The sequence below is a fragment of the Hansschlegelia plantiphila genome (assembly GCF_027922265.1).
Classification (GTDB): Bacteria; Pseudomonadota; Alphaproteobacteria; order Rhizobiales; family Methylopilaceae; genus Methylopila; species Methylopila plantiphila.
In genome coordinates this window covers 75,206-96,191 of sequence record NZ_BSFI01000006.1, presented here as the reverse complement: position 1 = coordinate 96,191, position 20,986 = coordinate 75,206, and the positions used below count along the sequence as shown (strand labels likewise).

Annotated in this window: 19 protein-coding genes and 1 tRNA gene; 15 read left to right on the top strand and 5 right to left on the bottom strand. The window is 66.0% G+C overall.

What is annotated here, in order from left to right:
* Positions 1-41 precede the first annotated feature (41 nt).
* From PKE75_RS05685 to PKE75_RS05675, 3 genes are all read left to right on the top strand, one after another.
* Positions 42-1,007: an NAD(P)H-dependent flavin oxidoreductase gene (locus PKE75_RS05685; protein WP_271167736.1), complete on the top strand. Its 966-nt coding sequence runs from the start codon at positions 42-44 to the stop codon at positions 1,005-1,007.
* Positions 1,008-1,184: 177 nt separating this feature from the next.
* Complete coding sequence (locus PKE75_RS05680; RefSeq protein WP_271167735.1) at positions 1,185-1,829, top strand: outer membrane protein; 645 nt, start codon at positions 1,185-1,187, stop codon at positions 1,827-1,829.
* A gap of 443 nt (positions 1,830-2,272) precedes the next feature.
* On the top strand, positions 2,273-4,456 hold the full coding sequence (locus PKE75_RS05675; RefSeq protein WP_271167734.1) for a putative bifunctional diguanylate cyclase/phosphodiesterase: 2,184 nt from the start codon (positions 2,273-2,275) through the stop codon (positions 4,454-4,456).
* 124 nt (positions 4,457-4,580) lie between these two features.
* Here PKE75_RS05675 and PKE75_RS05670 read toward each other — a convergent pair whose 3' ends face one another.
* On the bottom strand, positions 4,581-5,510 hold the full coding sequence (locus PKE75_RS05670; RefSeq protein ID WP_271167733.1) for an AraC family transcriptional regulator: 930 nt from the start codon (positions 5,508-5,510) through the stop codon (positions 4,581-4,583).
* A gap of 130 nt (positions 5,511-5,640) precedes the next feature.
* On the opposite strand from PKE75_RS05670, the gene PKE75_RS05665 reads away from it, so the two are divergent.
* Positions 5,641-6,603 carry an SDR family NAD(P)-dependent oxidoreductase gene (locus tag PKE75_RS05665; protein ID WP_271167849.1) on the top strand — a complete coding sequence of 321 codons (963 nt, stop codon included), beginning with the start codon at positions 5,641-5,643 and terminating at the stop codon, positions 6,601-6,603.
* A gap of 376 nt (positions 6,604-6,979) precedes the next feature.
* Here PKE75_RS05665 and PKE75_RS05660 read toward each other — a convergent pair whose 3' ends face one another.
* Complete coding sequence (locus PKE75_RS05660) at positions 6,980-7,432, bottom strand: winged helix-turn-helix transcriptional regulator (RefSeq protein WP_271167732.1); 453 nt, start codon at positions 7,430-7,432, stop codon at positions 6,980-6,982.
* 108 nt (positions 7,433-7,540) lie between these two features.
* Between PKE75_RS05660 and PKE75_RS05655 the strand changes: the two genes are divergently transcribed.
* On the top strand, positions 7,541-8,779 hold the full coding sequence (locus tag PKE75_RS05655) for an MFS transporter (RefSeq protein ID WP_271167731.1): 1,239 nt from the start codon (positions 7,541-7,543) through the stop codon (positions 8,777-8,779).
* A gap of 52 nt (positions 8,780-8,831) precedes the next feature.
* On the opposite strand, the gene PKE75_RS05650 is transcribed toward PKE75_RS05655, so the two are convergent.
* Positions 8,832-9,761, bottom strand: coding sequence for a LysR family transcriptional regulator (locus PKE75_RS05650; protein WP_271167730.1), 930 nt, complete (start codon positions 9,759-9,761; stop codon positions 8,832-8,834).
* A gap of 106 nt (positions 9,762-9,867) precedes the next feature.
* Here PKE75_RS05650 and PKE75_RS05645 point away from each other — a divergent pair, with 106 nt between their 5' ends.
* Positions 9,868-10,203 carry a YciI family protein gene (locus PKE75_RS05645; protein WP_271167729.1) on the top strand — a complete coding sequence of 112 codons (336 nt, stop codon included), beginning with the start codon at positions 9,868-9,870 and terminating at the stop codon, positions 10,201-10,203.
* 3 nt (positions 10,204-10,206) lie between these two features.
* The gene (locus PKE75_RS05640; RefSeq protein WP_271167728.1) at positions 10,207-10,815 is read left to right on the top strand and encodes an NIPSNAP family protein; all 609 of its coding nucleotides are present in this window, start codon (positions 10,207-10,209) and stop codon (positions 10,813-10,815) included.
* 261 nt (positions 10,816-11,076) lie between these two features.
* Here the strand turns inward: PKE75_RS05640 and PKE75_RS05635 are convergent.
* A tRNA-Ser gene (locus tag PKE75_RS05635) sits at positions 11,077-11,166 on the bottom strand.
* A 760-nt stretch (positions 11,167-11,926) separates the two neighbouring features.
* On the opposite strand from PKE75_RS05635, the gene PKE75_RS05630 reads away from it, so the two are divergent.
* From PKE75_RS05630 to PKE75_RS05615, 4 genes are all read left to right on the top strand, one after another.
* Positions 11,927-13,105 (top strand): septal ring lytic transglycosylase RlpA family protein, encoded by a 1,179-nt coding sequence (locus tag PKE75_RS05630; RefSeq protein WP_271167727.1) that lies wholly within the window; start codon positions 11,927-11,929, stop codon positions 13,103-13,105.
* Positions 13,106-13,205: 100 nt separating this feature from the next.
* Positions 13,206-14,420, top strand: a complete 1,215-nt coding sequence (locus PKE75_RS05625) for a D-alanyl-D-alanine carboxypeptidase family protein (protein ID WP_271167726.1) — start codon at positions 13,206-13,208, stop codon at positions 14,418-14,420.
* Positions 14,420-15,070: a dTMP kinase gene (tmk, locus tag PKE75_RS05620; RefSeq protein WP_271167725.1), complete on the top strand. Its 651-nt coding sequence runs from the start codon at positions 14,420-14,422 to the stop codon at positions 15,068-15,070. Before PKE75_RS05625 ends, tmk begins: the two co-directional genes overlap by 1 nt.
* 154 nt (positions 15,071-15,224) lie before the next feature.
* Positions 15,225-16,235 carry an LLM class flavin-dependent oxidoreductase gene (locus tag PKE75_RS05615; RefSeq protein ID WP_271167724.1) on the top strand — a complete coding sequence of 337 codons (1,011 nt, stop codon included), beginning with the start codon at positions 15,225-15,227 and terminating at the stop codon, positions 16,233-16,235.
* A 6-nt stretch (positions 16,236-16,241) separates the two neighbouring features.
* Here the strand turns inward: PKE75_RS05615 and PKE75_RS05610 are convergent, their stop codons facing one another.
* A complete protein-coding gene (locus PKE75_RS05610; RefSeq protein WP_271167723.1) occupies positions 16,242-16,622 on the bottom strand; it encodes a DUF427 domain-containing protein in 381 nt (126 codons plus the stop codon).
* 93 nt (positions 16,623-16,715) lie between these two features.
* On the opposite strand from PKE75_RS05610, the gene PKE75_RS05605 reads away from it, so the two are divergent.
* Genes PKE75_RS05605 through PKE75_RS05590 form a run of 4 tightly spaced genes read left to right on the top strand, consistent with a single transcriptional unit; the run spans position 16,716 to position 20,974 of the window.
* Positions 16,716-17,780, top strand: coding sequence for a DNA polymerase III subunit delta' (locus PKE75_RS05605; protein ID WP_271167722.1), 1,065 nt, complete (start codon positions 16,716-16,718; stop codon positions 17,778-17,780).
* 31 nt (positions 17,781-17,811) lie between these two features.
* Complete coding sequence (gene metG, locus PKE75_RS05600) at positions 17,812-19,362, top strand: methionine--tRNA ligase (protein ID WP_271167721.1); 1,551 nt, start codon at positions 17,812-17,814, stop codon at positions 19,360-19,362.
* Positions 19,359-20,174 carry a TatD family hydrolase gene (locus PKE75_RS05595; protein WP_271167720.1) on the top strand — a complete coding sequence of 272 codons (816 nt, stop codon included), beginning with the start codon at positions 19,359-19,361 and terminating at the stop codon, positions 20,172-20,174. The genes metG and PKE75_RS05595 overlap by 4 nt, the downstream gene beginning before the upstream one ends.
* Entirely contained in the window at positions 20,171-20,974 is an 804-nt protein-coding gene (locus PKE75_RS05590) for an MBL fold metallo-hydrolase (RefSeq protein ID WP_271167719.1), read from the top strand. Before PKE75_RS05595 ends, PKE75_RS05590 begins: the two co-directional genes overlap by 4 nt.
* The last annotated feature ends 12 nt before the right edge of the window (positions 20,975-20,986 follow it).

Below are 20,986 nucleotides of genomic sequence, written 5' to 3'. Positions count from 1 at the left end.
GCGCGGCCTAGGCTGTAAGTCCGGTCCCGCGAGCGAACCAGATGCCTCTCCCAACAGTGCTCGAAGGCCGACTGTCGCTGCCGGTGATCGGCGCGCCGATGTTCATGGTCTCGTCGCCCGATCTGGTCATCGCGCAGTGCAAGGCGGGGATCGTGGGGTCGTTCCCGGCGCTGAACGCTCGGCCTACGGAGTTGCTGGACCGCTGGCTAAAGCGGATCGAGGCTGAGCTCGCGGCCTTCGCGGAAGCCAACCCGGATAGTCGCGTCGCGCCCTACGCCGTCAACCAGATCGTCCACTCGTCGAACGCCCGGCTCGCCGAGGACATGCGCGTCTGCGAGCGCCGCCGACCGCCGATTGTGATCACATCGCTCCGCCCACCGGACGAGGTGGTGGCCTGCGTCCACGGCTGGGGCGGAATCGTGCTGCATGACGTCATCTCGGTGCGGCACGCCGAAAAGGCGCTGCAGGCCGGCGTCGACGGGCTGATCCTGGTGGCGGCCGGCGCCGGAGGCCACGCCGGCGCGCTCAGCCCGTTTGCTCTGCTTCAGGAGGTCCGCGCGTTCTATGACGGGCCGATCGCGCTCTCAGGCGCGATCGCCACGGGCGGGGCGGTGTTCGCGGCGCTCGCCGCAGGCGCCGACCTCGCTTACGTCGGCACGCGCTTCATCGCGGCGGCCGAGGCCGACGCCGACCCCCGCTACAAGCAGATGCTGATCGACAGCGCGGCCGTCGACATCGTTTATTCCAGCCTGTTCACCGGCGTCGCCGGCAACTATCTGCGGCCCTCGATCGCGGCGGCCGGGTTCGATCCTGACGCGCTGTCCGTGGGCGACAAGGGTCGGATGGATCTGGGATCGGCCGCCAAAGCATGGCGCGACATCTGGGGAGCGGGGCAGGGCGTGGGGGCGATCCACGACATCGCTCCGGTTGAGCAAATCGTGGCGAAAATGGTCACGGAATTTCGCGCCCGTCGTGATCATGTCGCTCATATGACAGCGAAAATCTGAGATAGAAAGGCTCAGTTTGCAGTGGTGAGCGTCTGATTAGTTGCCCAAAAGCCTCACCGGCTCCGCGCATGTCGTCGGCGCCGTGTCGACACAGGAACGCCCCGAACTCATGGTCGTTAGGAGCATGCAGACCCGTCTCGGGGGATGCGCATTGAAAATCGCTGATTGGGTTTCATCATGACACGTAAGCTTCTGGTCTGCGCGGCCTCCGTCGCAGCGTTGGCCTTCGCATCCGCCGCCTACGCCGCGGATCTCCCGGCCTACGAGCCGGCTCCGCAGGTCTCCGCGCCGGTTTCCTCGTTCACCTGGACGGGCGCCTATATCGGCGCGCAGGCGGGCTACAGCTGGGGCGACACCAATCTCGGCCGCGTGAAGCCGAAGGGCGGCGTGTTCGGCGGCTACGCCGGCTACAACTACCAGTTCGACGCTTCTCCCGTGGTCGTCGGCATCGAGACCGACTTCAACTGGGCGAACATCGACGACAAGGCCGGCATCGCCAAGGCGTCGACCGACTGGACCGGCGCGACCCGCGCCCGCATCGGCTACGCGTTCGACCACTTCCTGGTCTACGGCGCGGGCGGCCTCGCCTACGCTGACCGTGAGGTCAAGGCCTCCGGCTTCGGCAAGGACAGCAAGACCGCGCTCGGCTGGACCGTCGGCGGCGGCGTCGAGTACGCTGCGACCGACAACATCGTCGCCCGCGTCGATTATCGTTACTCCGACTTCGGCAAGGACAACTTCAAGCTGAACGGCGCGTCCACCCGGAACGACTACACCGAGAACCGCGTGATGGCCGGCGTGGCCTACAAGTTCGGCTGGTGAACCTCACCGCCTGACCGATACGGTCAATCAGAAAGCCCGGCGGATCCCCCGCCGGGCTTTTTTGTTCAGCTTGCCGCATCGACAGACTGGCATGCTCGGGGTCTGCGATGCTTCAGGGCGCAAGACGCTTGATCGCAGCAGCGGCGGCGCCATAGCCGACGATCGGCGCCGATAGGCCTATGAGGCCATAAGCCTACGGCGGCCGCACATGCTCCCGCGTTCATTGCGGACGTCCAATGGAGCGCTTGTCCTCCAGGCGCGGCGGGGCGCGCCACGCTGACGGCGCGCGCTAGCGTCCGGATCGAACCGGCGCAGCATAATGGTTAAGGCCTTTCTGAATATGCTGAGGCGACGGGTTGGCGCTTTCGTCGACTTCCAAACCTTTTGCGGCGTCGGACGTTGATCTTTCTTGGCGGGGCGGCGCACGGACCAAGTAAACCAGGATGGCCTACGAAAATAAGCTGACTATGTCATATCCGTTGCCGGAGAACGAAGAAGCCCGTCTGGACGCGCTGGACGAGTACCATCTGATGGACACTCCTCCCGAGGGGGATTTCGATCGGTTGGCGGGGCTGGCGTCCAGGCTGTTTGACGTTCCCATCGTTCTGGTTTCATTGCTTGAACGCGACCGGCAGTTCTTCAAGGCTCACGTCGGTTTCGACGTTTGCGAAACCAGCCGAGAAGTTTCGTTCTGCGCCCATGCGATCGTGCAGGACGACATCCTGGTTATTCCCGACGCGACCAAGGATCGACGGTTCTCCGCCAATCCCCTCGTCCTGGGACCGCCTTTCATCCGCTTTTACGCCGGCAAGCCTCTGGTGACGCCGACAGGTGAGAAGATCGGCACCGTCTGTCTGATCGACAGCGAGCCACGCGCGAGCTTTACCGCGGAAGACCGCAAAAACCTCACCGACATCGCCGCGCTGATCATGGATCGCATGGAAATGCGCCGACTGGAATACATCCGGTCGATGAGCCAGGCGCGCTTCGAAAACATCGCCCAGACATCGCCGGATGCGATCATCTGTTCGAATGCTGAGGGCGAGGTCACCTTCTGGAACCGGTCAGCGGAAAGACTCTTCGGCTATACCGCCGGTGAGATGATCGATCGCACCAGTGAGGTCATCGTCCCCAATAGCTGGATGCGCATCTACGAGGCCGAGATCGAGCGGCTCCGGCATGGCCAGAAGATGGAGCTCGCCGACCGGACCATCGAACTGTCCGGGCTTCGAAAGGACGGCGCCGAGTTTCCAGCCGAGTTTTCCTTGTCCACATGGCAGGAGGGGAACACCACCAGCGTCGGCGCCATCGTTCGCGACATCACCGAACGGCGCCAGAATGAGGAGCGGCTGTTCCGGCTCGCTTCTCTCGATGCATTGACGGATCTGCCGAACCGCGGCGCCTGGCGGGAATGCCTGGATGAAACGCTCGCCGCCGGCCGGCCGGCCACCGTGCTGCTGCTGGATCTCGACGGCTTCAAGGACGTCAACGATACGCTCGGTCATTCCGCGGGCGACGCGGTCCTCAGGGACGTCGCAGCGCGTCTCGTCGCGACCTGCGAAGACGCGATCATGGTCGCAAGGCTCGGCGGCGACGAGTTCGTCGCCCTGCTGCCCGGCAACGACGCGCGCTATGCGCGGGCGTTTGCGGCGCGGCTGGTCTCCGCGATTTCCGAACCCTACGAGTTCGCGGGCCAGCACATCGACGTCGGCGTCAGCATAGGCGTCGCTCTTGCCCCGCAGCACGGCGGACGAGGCGAAGAATTACTGGGCTCCGCCGATCTGGCCCTCTATCGCGCCAAGGCCGCGGGCAAGGGACAATACGAGGTCTTTATTCCCGCTTTTCGCGAAGTGGCATTGGCCCGACGCGCTTTCGAGCAGGAATTGAAGCGGGCGTTCGAGAACAAAGACTTCGAGCTGTTCTACCAGCCGCAATTCTCGACGGCGGATCGCAGTCTGACGGGAGCCGAGGCGCTCATCCGCTGGAACCACCCCGAAAGGGGGCTGCTGACGCCGGTTTCGTTCATCGAAGTGCTCAGCCACAAACCGTCGGCAGGGGACGTCGGCGCGTGGATACTCCGCACCGCCTGCCGGCAGGCGGCGCTCTGGCGCGCTCGGGTCCCCAACTTCCGGATCGGCGTCAATCTGTTCGAAGCGCAGTTTCGATCCGGGCGGATTCTGACGGACGTTCGGGACGCACTCGCCGAGTTCGGCCTTGCTCCGGAAGCGCTTGAACTCGAGATCGTCGAGAACGTCCTGCTGCGCAATGACGCCGGCACGCTGAAGCTGCTCAATAATCTCCGCAAGCTCGGCGTCGGGCTTGCGTTCGACGATTACGGCACCGGCTTCGCCTCCCTCAGCCTGCTCAAGCGCTATCCGGTGTCGCGCCTGAAGATCGACCGCTCCTTCATTCGGGACGTTCACGTCAATCCGGGCGACGAAGCCGTCGTGATGGCGGTGCTTTACCTTGGCCGACGCTTTGGCATGGAGGTTATCGCCGAAGGCGTGGAGACCGAAGCTCAGCTTCGTTTTCTGAAACAGAACGACTGCCCAGAGGTGCAGGGCTATCTACTCGGAAGGCCGGTTCCCGCGTCTGAGTTCGAAGCCAGGTTCATTCGAAAACAGTGATCCGCAGCGCTATCCCCGTGTAGGCGCCCGGGCTGCGGCGGCGGTCGGCTGCAGGATGGCGATGAAGAGTGAAACGCCTCTTCTGACCTGCGCTCCGGCGGCCGTGAGAATTACCCGACCGCAGTCAGATCAGGATATCCGACACCGAACCGCGATGTTGGCGGATTCCGTTGGAGTCCCGCTTGGGCGGCAGTCCGAACAGGCGGGCATATTCCCGGCTGAACTGTGAGGCGCTCTCATATCCCACAGAGAATGCGGCTCGCGTGGCGTCGGGGCTTGACGCCATGAAGCGACGCGCCGCCTGCAAGCGCAGGGTCTTCTGATACTGGAGCGGGCTGGTCGACGTGGCCGCCCGGAAATGCCGGTTGAACGATGGAACGCTCATGCCGGCGATCTCGGCGAGCGCCTTGACCGCGATCGGCCGGTCGAAGTTCTCGCGTATCCATCCGATCGCGCGCCTGATCCGCGCAAGCGGGCCTTCCTCGCCCACGATCTGACGCAGCATCGGCCCGTGATCGCTTTGGATGAGGCGATAGAGCAGCTCCCGCTCGCGCGCCGCTGCAAGAAACGGGATGTCTTCCGGCGTATCCAGCAACGCCAGATAATGATCCCACGACTGCAACAGCGCTGGCGACACCATCGCCGTACTGAAGCTGGGAGCAGCCTTCGTCGCCGCGCCTCGCGGAAGTTCGGTGAGGAGCGAGATCAGCAGCGCCTCGTCCAGCTTGAGGCTGGTCGCGACATAAGGCCTGCCATCGTCGGTCTGGAAGGTCGATTTCGTGGTCGGCAATTCGATCAGCGACGCGAAGCAGCTACCCGCGCCATAGCGAAGCACGCGGTTTCCGACGATCATTTCCTTGCCGCCCTGAAGGACCAGACAGACGCCGGCGCCGCAACCGTTCAGCGTCGGTGAGGATTGCGGCCACAGAACGCCGATGCCGACGTGCGGAAGCGGCGTTTCCATCCGCATGCCCTCGGTATGGCGCAACACGCGGTCGGTCATCCGATTGAGCAAGTCCTGCATCGCAGGATTGTAGGCGCGATCGGTGACCAAGGCAACGCCGTGATCGGATTAGGCAATAAGTCGATCCGATCTGACATGCAGAAAGGCGTCGCGAACTTCATATCAGCGTCGATCGTTGCAAGCCTGCTGCCGCAGCCGCGGTGGATGGAAGGATAGGACCATGACACGACAATTCGGAGCCACCTCGACGACCGACGAGGTGCTCGAGGGCGTTGATCTGCGCGGCAAGCGCTACCTCGTCACGGGCGTCTCGTCCGGGATGGGCGTCGAGACGGCGCGTGCCTTGGTGGCCCGTGGTGCGTACGTCGTCGGCGCTGCGCGCAACTTGGCGAAGGCAGAAGTCGCCACCGGCGTGGTGCGAGAGGCAGCGCAGCAACAGGGCGCAGGCTTTTCCGTGATCGAACTCGATCTGGCGGATCTCCGCAGCGTGCGCGCGGCGGCCGACGGGCTCGTCGCCGACGGCGGGACGTTCGATGGCGTCATCGCCAACGCCGGCGTGATGGCGCTGCCCCAGGGGCGGACGAAGGACGGTTTCGAGACCCAGTTCGCCACCAACTTTCTGGGCCATTTCCTTCTGGTGAACCGGATCGCGTCCCTGATCCGCGAAGGAGGCCGCGTGGTCACGGTCTCGTCGAACGCGCTGCGTTGGGCGGACATCAACATCGAGGATCCGAACTTCGAGAGACGCCCCTATGATCCCTGGATCAGCTATGGCGGCTCGAAGACCGCTGTCGTCCTGTTCGCCGTCGAGTTCGACAGGCGCCACCGCGATCGCGGGATCCGCGCCTCGTCGTTGATGCCCGGTGTTTCGCAAACCGGCTTGGCGAGCCACCTTTCGCCGGACGACCTCGCCGCGCTCGGCAAGCGGATCGCGGCCGAACTTGGCACGTCGGGCCAGAGCTTCGCCTTCAAGACGATTCCGCAGGTCGCGGCGACAGCCATCTGGTCGGCGGTCGTGGCGGATGGCGACGCCATCGGCGGCAAGTACGCGCAGGACTGCCAGATCGCCCCGATCGACAATGCGCCGGGCATCCGTTTCGGCGCGATGTCGCACGCACTGGATCCGGAACGCGCGAAGCTGCTCTGGGCAAAAGCCGAATCGCTTCTGGGCGAAACGTTCTGATCGGGAGGGCAGGCGTAGACCGAAACCGACGGAGCACCGCGGGTCGAGATCTGGTCAGATCTCGTCTGCCCGTTCAGCTATATGGCGTCATGGCTAAGAGCGCGATGCGGTCAATTTCGCCGGTAGGGCCGTTCGAAACGGGAACAGAAGTTGCTAACCCAAGCCCAAGGTTAGCGAAATTGGAAGCTAAGATGCTGAAATCGCAAGGCCCGAAAGGGCAGGTGGCGGGCCGCGCCCGATGAAGATGAGCACTATGTCTACGCCATAGCCCTCTAACGCCGCCCGAAACCGGCTAAGGCGCTCATTGGTCCTTTATCCGCTGCGGCGATCGGGGTCGAGCTCCTGCATGTGCTTCCGTTGCCGTGCCGGCCTCCGGTCAGCGATCTTCGATTTTCTTCACTCGCGTATTGTTCCAGTCCATAGGTCGACCGTCCTCTGTGCGCATTTCCAGACGGGCGACGGGAATGCCGGTTTCTGTGTCCACCAGCGAGGATTTTGGTTCGTCCGGGCGGTAGAGATGATCTTCGCCCCATTGACGCAGCGCGACCATGACGAGGAAAAGACCGCGCCCTTTCGCGGTCAGGACATATTCCCGATAGGCGGTCCCGTCCGAGGCCGGAGCGGACTCCAGAATGCCGCGCTCGGTCAAGTCACGCAGCCGCGTCGCCAGCATCCCCTTGGCGATGCCGAGGCCCGTCTGAAATTCGCTGAACCGCCGAACGCCATCGAAAGCGTCGCGGATAATCAGCAGCGACCACCAGTCGCCGATGACGTCCAGCGCGCGCGCTACCGGACACCCGGCATCCCACAGGCTGACCCGCTTGACCATGATCTTCGATCTCCGTCCGTCGATTCTGGTTTCAAAATAGAACTGGAATTTTGTCCGCACAAATGGTCTTAACATAGAACTAGATTGAGTTTCACGAACGGGGCCGTCATGCAGCACGGAGACGAAAGCAGGACGCGACGCGAAACAGGCAGGGGGCTATCGAGGATCACCACGCTGATCTTCGCCGTCACTGCCGGACTCAGCGTCGCAAGTATCTACTACGCCCAGCCGTTGCTCGATTCGATAGCGCAGGATTTCGGGATCTCACCGTCTGCGATCGGTCTCGTCGTAACGCTGACGCAGCTTGGCTACGCGCTGGGGCTGATTTTCATTGTCCCGCTTGGCGATCTGATCGACCGCCGCCGCCTGATCGTCGGCCAAGGCGTCTTGTCGGTCATTGCTTTGGTCGCCGTCGCGACGGCGAGAACAGAGGCGATCCTGTTCGTCAGTCTGGCTGCAATGGGCCTGCTTGCCGTCGTAGTGCAAATCCTGGTGGCGTTCGCCGCGACGCTGGCAACGCCTGCCGAGCGTGGCAGGGCAGTCGGCATGGTGACGAGCGGCGTGGTGACCGGCATCCTTGCCGCCCGCTTCATCGCTGGATTGCTGGCCGATCTCGGTGGCTGGCGCGCGGTTTATCTGACCTCGGCCATTCTGACGGCGGCAATGGTCGGAATGCTGATCCGTGTCCTGCCGCGCCAGCTTTCGCCGGACAGCACCGACAGCTACGCCGCCACGCTGCGCTCGATCCCCATTCTGTTTCTGCGCGACCGGATATTGTTGGTTCGCGGCCTTCTTGCCCTGTTGATCTTCGCAACGTTCAGCACGTTCTGGACGGCGCTGGTCCTGCCGCTCAGCACCCCGCCATGCTCCTATTCCCATACTCAGATCGGCTTGTTCGGCCTCGTCGGCATGGCAGGGGCGATTGCAGCGACAGGCGCAGGCCGGCTCGCGGATCGCGGTCTCGGGAATTGGACTACGGGAGTGTCGCTCGCGCTGTTGCTGGCGTCATGGGCGCTGATTGCGATGCTGCCGGCATCGTTGCCCCTTCTCCTTCTCGGCGTCGTTCTGCTCGATCTGGCCGTACAGGCCGTTCATGTCACCAATCAGAGCATCATATTCGACCGCCATCCTGAAGCGAGCAGCCGTCTCGTGGGGGGCTATATGGTGTTCTACTCCATCGGCAGCGCCATCGGAGCCATCTCATCGACAATGGCCTATGCCCATGCGGGATGGTTCGGCGTGTCGATGCTCGGAGCGGGCTTTAGCGCGATCGCCTTGCTGGTTTGGGGAACCACGCTTCGCTTACCGATCAGCCGAGAGAGTACGATATGCGCAGGAGGCGAGTAGGGATCCCCTTCCTGGCCGGTGTCTAGCCGAATGGGAGAGACTGCGGGCAGTCCTATGTCCCTCGGCTTGGTTGATGCTTTCCGGGACCGGAACGTTTTCCAAAACGGTCCACAACGTGGTCGATGAAACGGCGCAGCGTCTGCGTCGGCGGGCGGGTCGCGGCAAACAGTATATGCATGGGGCGCGTGGGCGTTTCATAATCGGGCAGGACCTGCACCAACCTGCCTGCCGCCAAGTCATCGGCCACGATCAGATCGGCCTGGAGAATGATGCCTTGCCCGTCCAGCGCGGCTGACTGCAGCACGCGCGCGTCATTCACCTGAAACCGGCTGCGAACCTGCACCTCGTAAACCTTGCCCTGCTTGTCGAAACTCCATTCGGCGAAAGGCTGCCCGGAGGCGAAAACGAAGCCGAGGCAGTCATGCTCCGAGAGGTCGGCAGGCGTGCGTGGTGCGCCCCGGGCGGCAAGATAGCCGGGCGAGGCACATGCGATCAGCTTATAAGGAGCGAGCGCGCGGGATGTAAGCTTGGAATCCTTGAGCGGCCCGAGGCGGATGACGGCGTCATATCCTTCCCCGACGACATCGACGTAACGGTCGGTGAGGTCGAGTGCGACCTCGACCTGGGGATGGATGCGCAGAAAGTCCGTTACGAGGGGTGCGAGCGCGATGCTGCCGAAGGTCACCGGCGCACCGACCCGCAGCCGCCCGCGCGGGGTTATGCCGGATTCGCGCGCCGTAGCCTCGGCCGCATCGACCTCGGCGAGCACCACGCGGCAGCGTTCGTAGAAGGTCCGTCCGATCGCGGTCAGGCTCTGGCGCCGGGTCGAGCGCTGCAGGAGTTGGGTCCCCAGCCGGTTCTCCAGGAAGCTAACATGCTTGCCGACCATCTGCGACGAGAGGCCGAGCGCCGTTCCCGCCGCTGTGAAGGAGCCGAGATCCGCCGCCTTTAGAAAAACGGCCATGCTGGTGAGACGGTCCATTTATTCCAAACCAGTGATTTCAAATCATGAAACCTTTCATCCCTTTATCGCGCAAGCCCGTCAAACTATCTCCTGCCTATCCGCACGTCCTGGAAAGAAGACAAAAATGGCTTTCTTCATAGCAACCATGTCGCATCCAGACGGAGATGGGTGGAACCGGCACCTCGACGCCCATGTCGCTTATCTCAAGGAACTCGTCGCTGAGGGAAGCTTGCGCGCATCCGGCCGCTTGGTCGGCACGCCATTGCGATCCGGATTTCTGATTTTCACCGTGGCGGATCGCACCAAGGCCGAGGCGCTGGTGGCAGCGGATCCGTTCGCCGTCGAGGGTCTTATCGAGAGCCTGACGATCACTGAGTGGGACCCGCTTTTCGGCGCTTTCGCGGCCGAATCCTCCGGACATCTTCCCGGGCTCCCTTCGCCTTTTCTGCAGGAAGCCTGATCCATGCGCGAACTCTACGAGCTCACGACACTGGCCTTTCCGCTTCTCTCCGCCGCGGAGGTAGCGAAGGCCGCGCGGGAATGGATCTCGATGCCCGATGCCGACGGCACCCTGCTGGGGTGCTGGCGCACGGAGATGGGGCCGCTCGGCCGCATGCTGATCCTGCGCCGCTTCGAGGCCGCCGCCGCCCTGCAGCGGGAGCGGCGCCGAGCCTTATTGAGCTCCAATCCGTTCAACGCCGGTGGCGTGATAACGGCGTTGGAGATGGACAGCTACATGCCCTTCTCCTTCCTGCCGCCGGCACAACCTGTCGCCCTTGACGCGGTCTATGAATTCCGCACCTACAAGCTGAAGCCGGGTGGACTTCCGCCGACGCTCGCCGGCTGGGAAGCCGCGATCGAGCCTGCCCGGGACTACACGGCGCACCTGATGATCAACATGTATGCGCTCGACGGGCCGCCCCGGATCACTCATATCTGGGGATTTGACAGCCTCGCACAGCGTGGAGCCTTACGAACCGCCGCCTATTCGGCGGGAATCTGGCCGCCGAAAGGCGGACCTGAAAACATCCTTGAGGCGATGTCGGTCATCGCACTGCCTGAGAGCGAGTGACCTGTCCCTTCATATCACCGTGCCGAATGCACGCAGCTAACAGCTTGCTGCAAAACCCCGGCAGTCAGCGACAACTGGCGATATCGCCTTCCTAAAAAGCTAGGAAGCCGGAAACGCGTTTTCGCCTGTTTTCCGTCGATCCAATCCGTTGTCGCCGCAAGTCAAACGTCGAAGTCTGGATTGGATATGCCGTGCGGCAATCGACGGCGATTGAGCCGCGATCGCGCACAATATCGCGCCATAGCGCATAATCGGCGGTACTGGCGGAAGGGGTGGGATTCGAACCCACGGTGCGGTCGCCCGCACGGCGGTTTTCAAGACCGCTGCCTTAAACCGCTCGGCCACCCTTCCGCGTCGCGTAGGCCGGATCATTGCGTCAGAGCGGTCCGGCGCGCAACCAAAACGCCGCTTGGGCCGCCCGCGTCCAAACGAGTCCGAATTCTTTTCGAACGGCGTGGCAGCCAAGGCGAACGGCGTCTCAGCATTTCTTCTTCGCGCATTCCCCGGGGGCCAGCGCCGGCCGCGTCCGGTTCGAGAACTTTGCAGCGCGGCTCTTGAGCAAACGATCAGCGGGAATGAGATCGGTCTTACAACACCGTGAGGCGGGCGCGTTTCCCCTCAACTATCGCGCCAGAGGTGGAGCTGACGGATTCTGCAAGGCGGTCGAATTCGTCAGGCATATGAGGCCAAACGACTGGGGAATGCTTTTCTCAGGGCGACACGTCCGCCAGAAGCCAAGGAACTTGGTTCGACGGCAAACAATTTTTGCTTCGTGGTCGGATCCGCACGACGGCTTGATCGGTCGGCTGCGCGACCGCGATCTCGAATGAACCGCCCTCACGGGCTCTTAACCGAGGTTAAGAATGTGCTGACGTGCCGCATTCTTGCCTCAATTGAACCCCCTCTTTGTCAGCGGAACGTGGCCGCACAGACACATGTGCGTCACGCGGCGGGGGAAACAGGCTGAAGCCTCCAGGCTTTCAGCCTCATGACCACGGGCTTAATCCTGGGCCCACGGCATGCATCGTCCGCGGCGAATACGGGGACGGCCGGAATGAACGCTGCGGCGAAGCGATCTGATGCGAAGCATCAGGAACCCACCGCTAGCTCCTTGATCGATCCGATAAAGCGTGCGCCTCAGAAGGCCGCCCTGCGTCTCGCTCTGATCGCGGCCGGGTGCGCGATGATCGCCGGCTGCTCCGCCCAGAAACTTACGCCGGTGGCGTCCGCCGAACCGGCGCCGGTTCCCGCGGTTCCGGTCGCTTCGTCCGGCGGCGTGACCAAGCCCTACGTCGTCGCCGGCAAGACCTATGTCCCGATCAAGGCGAGGAAGCCCGGAAAGGTCGGCGTCGGCCTCGCGTCCTGGTATGGCGACGGCTTCCAGGGCCGCCGCACCGCGAACGGCGAGACCTTCGACATGGCGGGCTTCACCGCCGCCCATCCGACCCTGCCGCTGCCCTGCTACGCCCGCGTCACCAACGTCACGAACGGCCGTTCGATCGTGGTTCGCGTGAATGACCGCGGACCGTTCCACAAGGGCCGGCTGATCGACGTCTCCCGCCGCACAGCCGACGCGCTCGGCTTTCGCGGCGCGGGAGTGGGCAACGTGAAGGTCGACTACATCGCGATGGCGCCCGCAGGCGGGCGCGACGATCGCAAGCTGCTTGCGACCTATCAGGAGTTCGGCCGCCCGAGCGCGCCCGAAGGCGTGCAGGTCGCGGCGCTGAAGCCGGTGACGGACGCCGAGCTGGCGGGCGAGGCCGGCGTCGCCGGCGAGACGCTGGTGGCGAGCGCCGCTCCCGCCACGGTCGCCCGGGCGACGGTGCAGACGCATGTCGCTCCGGCCCCTGCGCCGATCGCTGTCGCGTCCGTCGCGTCGCAGCCCAAGGCGGCGGCTTCGGTCGAGCCGGAGCTGGCTTCCGTCGGGCTGACGAAGCCCATGACGCCGGCGAAGACGGTTCCTGCGGCTGTCGCTTCGGTATCGAAGCCCGCGCCAGTCGCGGTGGCGGCCAGGGAGCCGGCGGCCCGCGAAGTGGTCGCCGCGGCCAAGCCCTCGAAGCGCGTGGTGAAGATGGCGGAGCCGGTGCTGGCGAGCTCGACGCCGGACTTCGGCAAGCAGCCTAAGGCGCAGCCGACGGCCGAGACGGTCGCTGAAGCGCCGAGCGGCGCCGCGGTCGCTTCGCGCATCTCGTCGGCCTTCGACAGCTTCGGCGGATCGAACGCCTTCGCCCAGGCCGACGGACAGGGCGATCCGGGCGCGACAGCGAGCGCCTACTCAGCTTTCCGCTAACCCTTCCGCCAAACTTGGCCGCCTGCGAGGCGCGCGCTCGATTGTGCCGCGCCGTTTCCCGGCTTATTCTCGACGTCCGGGCGTAGAGAGCGGCGTAGCGATGCTCTGTTCATTGATCGCGGGCTTCAGGGATCGCTCGCGTGCGGCGTTCGCCGTAGCGCTCCTTTTCGGTTGGGCGGGCGGACCCGCCTGGGCCGCGACGCCTGCTGCGTCCGCCGGCCCGACAGACGCCCCCATCGCCTATCTCTACGACGTCGAATCCGACGCCACCCTGTTCGCGCGGCAGGCCGACCTGCCGTCGCCGCCGGCCAGCATGGCGACGCTCATGACGCTCGAGCTCGTCTTCAAGGCGATGCGCGAGGGCCAGCTGAAACCGGAAGACAGCTTCAGGGTCACCGAAGACGCCTGGCGGCGGGGAGGCGCGCCGTCACGCGGCTCGACCATGTTCGCCAAGCTCAACTCGGACGTTCCGCTGCCCGATCTCCTGCGCGGCCTGATCGTGCAGTCAGGCGCTGACGCGGCGATCACGCTCGCCGTCGCCGTCGCCGGCTCCGAACCCGCCTTCGCCGACCTCATGAACGCCCGGGCGCGCGAACTCGGCCTGTCGCGCTCGACGTTCCGCAACGCCACCGGCCTGCCGGACCCCACGCAGAAGATGACCGCGCGCGACATCGCGCGCCTCGCGCTGCACCTGATCGAGACCTATCCGCAGGACTACAAGATCTTCGCCGAGCCGGAATTCACCTGGAACAAGATCACCCAGCGCAACCGCAATCCGCTGCTCGCGGACTATCCCGGCGCCGACGGGCTGAAGACGGGCTACACCGAGGATTCGGGATACGGGCTCGTCGGCTCAGTGGAGCGCGAGGGGCGGCGGTTGATCATCGTGCTGAACGGGCTCGAGAGCGCGAAACAGCGCGCGCAGGAGGCCCGCAAGCTGCTGGACTGGGGCTTCGACGCGTTCAACCGTCGCGAGCTGTTCTCGGAGGGCGAGGTCGTGGCCGAGGCGCGCGTCTTCGGCGGGTCGACGCTCAACGTGCCCTTGGTCGCCAGCCGGCGCGTCGAACTGCTGACGCCGAAGGGCGATCAGACCCGGATCGTGGCGCGCGTGAGCTATGACGGCCCGCTGGCGGCGCCGATCGCCAAGGGCGCCCGCGTCGCCACGCTGCGGGTCTGGCGCGCCGACACGCTGACGCTCGAGACGCCGCTGCTCGCGGGCGACGACGTCCCAGTCGGCGCGCTGAGCCGCCGCGCCTTCGACGGGGCGGTCGAACTCGTCAACGGCTGGGTGGACCAGATCGCGGCCCGGATCTGATGCCCGAGAGCGGCGTCTTCATCGCCGTAGAGGGCGGCGACGGAGCGGGGAAGGGCGGCTTGATCGCCGCCATCGTCGGTCGTCTCGGGGCGCTCGGCCGAACGGTGACCGCGACCCGCGAGCCGGGCGGCACGCCCGAAGGCGAGGCGCTGCGCGGGCTCCTGCTCGCCGAGACCGGCGCGGTCTGGGACGCCCGATCCGAACTCCTGCTGATGACCGCGGCGCGCGTCCAGCACGTCGAGCGCGTGATCAGGCCGGCGCTGGCGCAGGGCGAGATCGTCGTCAGCGACCGCTATGTCGGCTCGACGATCGCCTATCAGGGCGCGGGGAGGGGCCTGTCGCAGGCGTTCATCCGTGGTCTTCATCGCGACGCCGTGGGCGATCTCTGGCCCGACCTGACGGTGTTCCTCGACGTCGAGCCGGTCGTCGGGATCGGACGCAGCAAGCGGCGGCTCGACGCCGGCGCGATCGACGAAGGCCGCTTCGAAGGGCTCGACCTCGCCTTCCATGCCCGCGTCCGCGAATCCTATCTCGACCAGGCGCGGACGCTCGGCGAGAAAGCCGTGGTGATCGACGCGGCCCGGACGCCCGCAGAGGTGCAGGCGGCCGCGATCTCGGCGATCGGCCGGTCGATCGGCGTCGCTCTCTGATCCACCCGCTCGCCGACGCAACCCCATGCATGCGCCACGCGCACTTTCGGTCAGGCCTCGGCATGCCAATCTAGGGAATGAAAAAGTCGGCGCGCCGCGCGGCGCTGGCATCCCACTCTCGGCCGGTCGATTCGTCCGGCAAAGGCATGGTCCCATGATCCCCTTCTCCGTCCTCGATCTCGCGCCGATCGCCGAAGGCTCGACTGCGGCCGACGCGTTCCGCAACTCGGTCGCCTACGCCAAGGCGTCGGAACGTCTCGGCTACGAGCGCTTCTGGCTCGCCGAGCACCACAACATGACGGGCATCGCGAGCGCGGCGACCGCCGTCGTGATCGGCCATGTCGCCGGCGCGACCGAAACGATCCGCGTGGGCTCCGGCGGCGTGATGCTGCCGAACCATGCGCCGCTCATCATCGCCGAGCAGTTCGGCACGCTCGCCACGCTCTACCCCGGCCGTATCGATCTCGGGCTCGGCCGGGCGCCCGGCACGGACATGATGACGTCGCGCGCGCTCCGCAGGGGTCTGGGCGGCGCCGACTCCTTCCCGCAGGACGTGGTCGAGCTGATGGAATATTTCGAGCCTGCGGCTCCGGGGCAGGGCGTGCGCGCGGTGCCGGGGGCGGGACTCGACGTGCCGGTCTGGCTGCTGGGCTCGAGCCTGTACTCAGCCCAGCTCGCGGCGATGCTCGGCCTGCCCTTCGCCTTCGCCTCGCATTTCGCGCCGGCCGACCTCGTCGACGCCTTCGCGGTCTATCGCGAGCGCTTCAAACCGTCGGAGCGGCTCGCGGCGCCTTACGCGATGGCGGCGGTCAACGTGCTCGCGGCGGACAGCGACGCCGAGGCCGCCCGGTTGTTCACATCCCAGCAGCAGGCCTTCATCAATCTCCGCCGCGGCGCGCCGGGCCTGCTGCCGAAGCCGATCGAGGACATTGACGCCTATTGCTCGCCGGCCGAGAAGGCGGGCCTGCGCCAGATGCTCAGCCGCTCCTTCGTCGGTTCGCCCGACACGGTGCAACGCGGCCTGGCGGACTTCATCGCGGAGCTTCGCCCGGATGAGCTGATGGTGACGGGCCACGTCTTCGAGCCCGCCGCGCGGCTGCGCTCGCTCGAGCTGACCGCCGACGTTCGCGACCGCCTCGGGCAGGCCGCGCGCGCCGTCGCGTGACGACCCTCAGCCGATCGGTTCCTCCGTGATCTCGACCCGGTCGGGGTAGAAGGCGAGGTGGCCCTTGATCGCCGCGACGGCGTCATAGGGCGCCTCGTAGCTCCAGACGGCGTTCACCGCGCGATCGCCGCCCGACGGGATGCTGAAATAGCTGCAGTCGCCTTTGAAGGGGCAGTAGGTCGAATGGTCCGTGCGCTGCAGCAGCGCCATGTCGACGTCGGCGCGCGGCACGTACTGGACGGGGGGATATGACGCCTCCTTCAGCGACAGCGCGTTCCGCGTGTCGGCTAGCACGCGGCCTCCGACTCTGACGACGATTCGGTTCGGATTCGGGGTGATGCTGATCGGATGATCGTCATCCGGAAGTCTCATGGCCCTGACGGACATGGCGATCTGCCCTGCTATTGTGGAAACGGCCTCGTTGGACGTGAGGGCGCAGGCGCCTGACTGCAAGCGAAAAGCCTGCAATAGGATCAGGCCATGATCGAAGCCGACGGCCTGCCCGAATCCGACCGCCGCGACGACTGCCCGCACCCGCGCGAGACCAGCGCGCTCGTCGGCCACCGCGCCGCCGAGCAGGACCTGCTCAACGCCTTCCGCTCCGACCGCATGCACCACGCCTGGCTGATCTCGGGGGCGGTGGGCGTGGGCAAGGCGACGCTCGCCTATCGCCTCGCGCGCTTCGCGCTCGCCCATGAGAACCCAGCGTCGCCGGAGGTCGCTAACGCGACCGACCTGTACGTCCCGCCCGACAATCCGGCCGCTCGGCGGATCGCGCGGATGGCGCATCCCGACCTCTTCGTGCTGCGCCGCGGCTGGAACGCCGAGCGCAAGACCTTCTATGGCGAGATCCGCGTCGACGACGTGCGCCGCGCCGTGTCGTTCTTCGGGTCCACGGCCGGCGAGGGCGGTTGGCGGGTGGCGATCGTCGACACCGCCGACGACCTGAACGGAGCGGCGGCCAACGCCCTGCTGAAGGCGCTGGAGGAGCCGCCGGCGCGCGCCATCTTCCTGCTGCTCAGCGCGACGCCGCGCGCGCTCCCGGCGCCGGTCCGATCGCGCTGCCGCTCGCTTCGGCTGGATCCGCTTTCGGCCTCGGAGACGCTTCGAGTGCTGACCGGCCTCCCGGACATCGCCGACGAGCACGAGCCGGAAGCCCTTGCGGCCGCAGCCGACCTTGCGGAGGGCAGCGTGTCGCGCGCGATCTCGCTGCTGGCGAGCGACGGCGCGGCGCTTCGTCAGATCGTCGGCGGCCTGCTCGAGCGACTTCCCGCGATCGACGTCAGGGCGGCTCACTCGCTCGCCGAGGATCTTGCGCGGCGGGGAGGGGAGGAGCGTTTCGGCCTGTTCGTGACGCTTGTCGGCGACTGGCTTCACGAGCGCGTCGCCAGCGGCGCCGCATTGCGGGAGCCGCGTCTTGCGCGCGTTGCGGAGCTGTGGGAAAAAACCGCCCGCTCGGCCCGTGAGATCGAGGTGTTCAACCTCGATCGCCGGCCTTTCGTCCTTGAGACGCTCGCCCAGCTCGCCGGCCTCGCCAGCCGGTGACGGCCAAGCTCCGTCGAGACCAGAGCCCGCGATGACGGACGCCAGACCGCCCTATTACGTCACCACCGCGATCGCCTATCCCAACGGCGTCCCGCATATCGGCCACGTCTACGAGGCGATCGCGACCGACGCGGTCGCGCGGTTCCACCGGCTCGACGGCCGTGAGGTCCGCTTTCTCACCGGCACCGACGAGCATGGGCTGAAGATGTCCCAGACGGCCGCGCGCGAAGGCGTGACGCCGTTAGAATGGGCGACGAAGAACGCCGCGCGCTTCAAGGCGATGGACGAACTCTACGGCGTGTCGTTCGACCGCTTCATCCGCACGACCGACCAGGACCATTACGCCGCGAGCCAGGAGCTTTGGCGGCGGATGAAGGCGGCCGGCGACGTCTATCTCGGCAAATACGAGGGCTGGTACTCGGTCCGCGACGAGGCCTATTTCGACGAGAGCGAGACGGTTCTGGCCGAGGACGGCTCCCGCAAGGCGCCGACCGGCGCGCCGGTCGAGTGGGTCGTCGAGGAAAGCTACTTCTTCCGCCTCTCCGCCTATCAGGACCGGCTGCTGAAACTCTACGAGGAGCAGCCAGGCTTCATCGGTCCGGACGCGCGGCGGAACGAGGTCCTGGCCTTCGTGAAGCGGGGCCTATCGGACCTCTCGATCAGCCGCACCACCTTCGATTGGGGCGTGCCGGTTCCCGACGACGCCCGGCACGTGATGTATGTCTGGGTCGACGCGCTGACGAACTACATCACCGGCGCGGGCTTCCCCGCCGACATGGCGACGTTCGAGCGGGTGTGGCCCGCCGACCTCCACGTCATCGGCAAGGACATCATCCGGTTCCATACGGTGTTCTGGCCCGCCTTCCTGATGTCCGCCGAGCTGCCGCTGCCCAAGCGCGTGTTCGCGCACGGGTTCCTCTATAATCGAGGGGAGAAGATGTCGAAGTCGGTCGGCAACGTCGTCGACCCCTTCGCGCTCGCCGAAGGCTACGGCGTCGATCCCGTCCGCTACTTCCTGCTGCGCGAGGCGCCGTTCGGGCAGGACGGCTCGTACAGCCACGAGGCGATCGTCGGCCGCATCAACGCCGACCTCGCGAACGACCTCGGCAATCTTGCGCAGCGCTCGCTTTCTATGGTCGCGAAGAACTGCGAGGGCAGGGCGCCCTCGCCCGCCGCGTTCACCGAGGCCGACGAGGCGCTGCTCGCAAGCGCCGACGCGCTGTACGGAAAAGTCTCCGCCGCGTTCGACGATCTCGCGCTCCACGCGGCGCTCGCCACGATCTGGACGGTGGTCGCCGACGCCAACCGCTATTTCGCCAACCACGAACCTTGGGCGCTTCGGAAGACCGATCCCGAGCGCATGGCGACGGTGCTCTATGTGACGCTCGAGGTGCTGCGCAGCGTGTCGATCCTCGTGCAGCCGTTCATGCCGACGTCGGCCGCCAAGCTGCTCGACGCGCTCGGCGTCGCCGAAGAAGCACGCGCCTTCGCGAGCCTTGGCGGACGCCTGACGCCGGGCGCGCCGCTGCCGCCGCCGGAGCCTGTCTTCCCGCGCTATGTCGAGCCGGAGGCGGCCGCGTGACGGCTCTCGTCGACAGCCACTGCCACCTCGACTTTCCGGACTTCGAGGCCGAACGCGACGCGGTGGTCGCGCGCGCTCACGCCGCCGGCGTCGGGCTGATGGTCACGATCTCGACCCGTGTGCGCCGCTTCGACCAGATTCTCGGGCTGGTCGAGCGCTACCCCAGCGTCTTCGGCACCGTCGGAACCCATCCGCAGAACGCGCATGAGGAGGTCGACGTCACGACCGAGGAGCTGGTGACGCTCGCCGAGCATCCGAAGATCGTCGGCTTCGGCGAGGCGGGCCTCGACTTCCATTATCCCGGAGACTACGCCGCGCAGGAGCATGGCTTCCGGGCCCACATCGCCGCCGCCCGCGAGACCGGGTTGCCGCTCGTCATTCACGCGCGTTCCGCCGACGAGGCGATGATCGGGATCCTGGAGGACGAGGCGGGGAAGGGGGCCTTCCCGGCCGTTCTGCACTGCTTCTCCTCGGGCGCCGAGCTCGCGCGCCGGGGCGTGGCGCTGGGCCTCTACGTGTCGTTCTCCGGCATTCTGACCTTCAAGCGGTCCGACGACCTGCGCGCGATCGCAGCCGAAGTGCCGGAAGATCGCCTGCTGGTCGAGACCGACGCCCCCTACCTCGCCCCCGAACCGTTCCGAGGCCGCCGCAACGAGCCGGCTCACACCGCGAACACCGCAGCGGTTCTGGCCAAGGTGCGGGGTTGGGACGAGGCCCGGACACGCGATGTGACGACAGACAATTTCTTCCGTCTTTTCAACAAGACCGACAGAAATGCTCTTGTCTCTTACGAAGGTGCGATTCCGGCATGAGCCTCGCCGTCACGATCCTCGGCTGCGGCTCGTCCGGCGGCGTGCCCCGTGTCGCGTCCGGCTGGGGCGCCTGCGATCCCGACGAGCCGAAGAACCGCCGGCGACGCTGCTCTCTCCTGGTCGAGCGGACGTCCGACGCCAGCGTGACGCGCGTGCTCGTGGACACCGGCGCGGATCTGCGCGACCAGCTCCTCGGAGCGGGCGTCGACCGGGTCGACGGCGTGCTCTACACGCATGAGCATGCGGACCACACCCACGGCATCGACGATCTCCGGCCGCTCGCCATCCACGCCCACGGACGCGTCGACATCTGGTGCGACGCGCAGATGTCGAAGTTCCTCAACGACCGTTTCGGCTACGTGTTCGAGACCCCGCCTGGCAGCGTCTATCCGCCGATCCTGAACGAACGCCGTCTCACCGCGGGCGAAGCCGCGTCGATCGAAGGTCCGGGAGGCGTGATCGAGGCGTTGCCCATCGCGCTCATTCACGGCCGCGAGCGGGCGCTGGGTTTCCGCTTCGATGGCGTCGCCTATACGCCTGACGTCAACGACATCCCGGAAGCTGCTGTTTCAACTCTTGAAAACCTCGATCTCTGGATCGTGGACGCGCTCCGCGAGGCTCCGCATCCCAGCCACTTCACGCTCGCCCAGGCGCTCGATTGGATCGAACGGCTGAAGCCCCGCCGCGCCGTGCTGACCAATCTCCACACCGACATGGACTATGCGACGCTGAAGGCGCGGCTCCCGGCCGGCGTGGAGCCGGCCTATGACGGGATGACCTTCAAGATCGAGAGCGTCTGAGGAGGCCTGCCT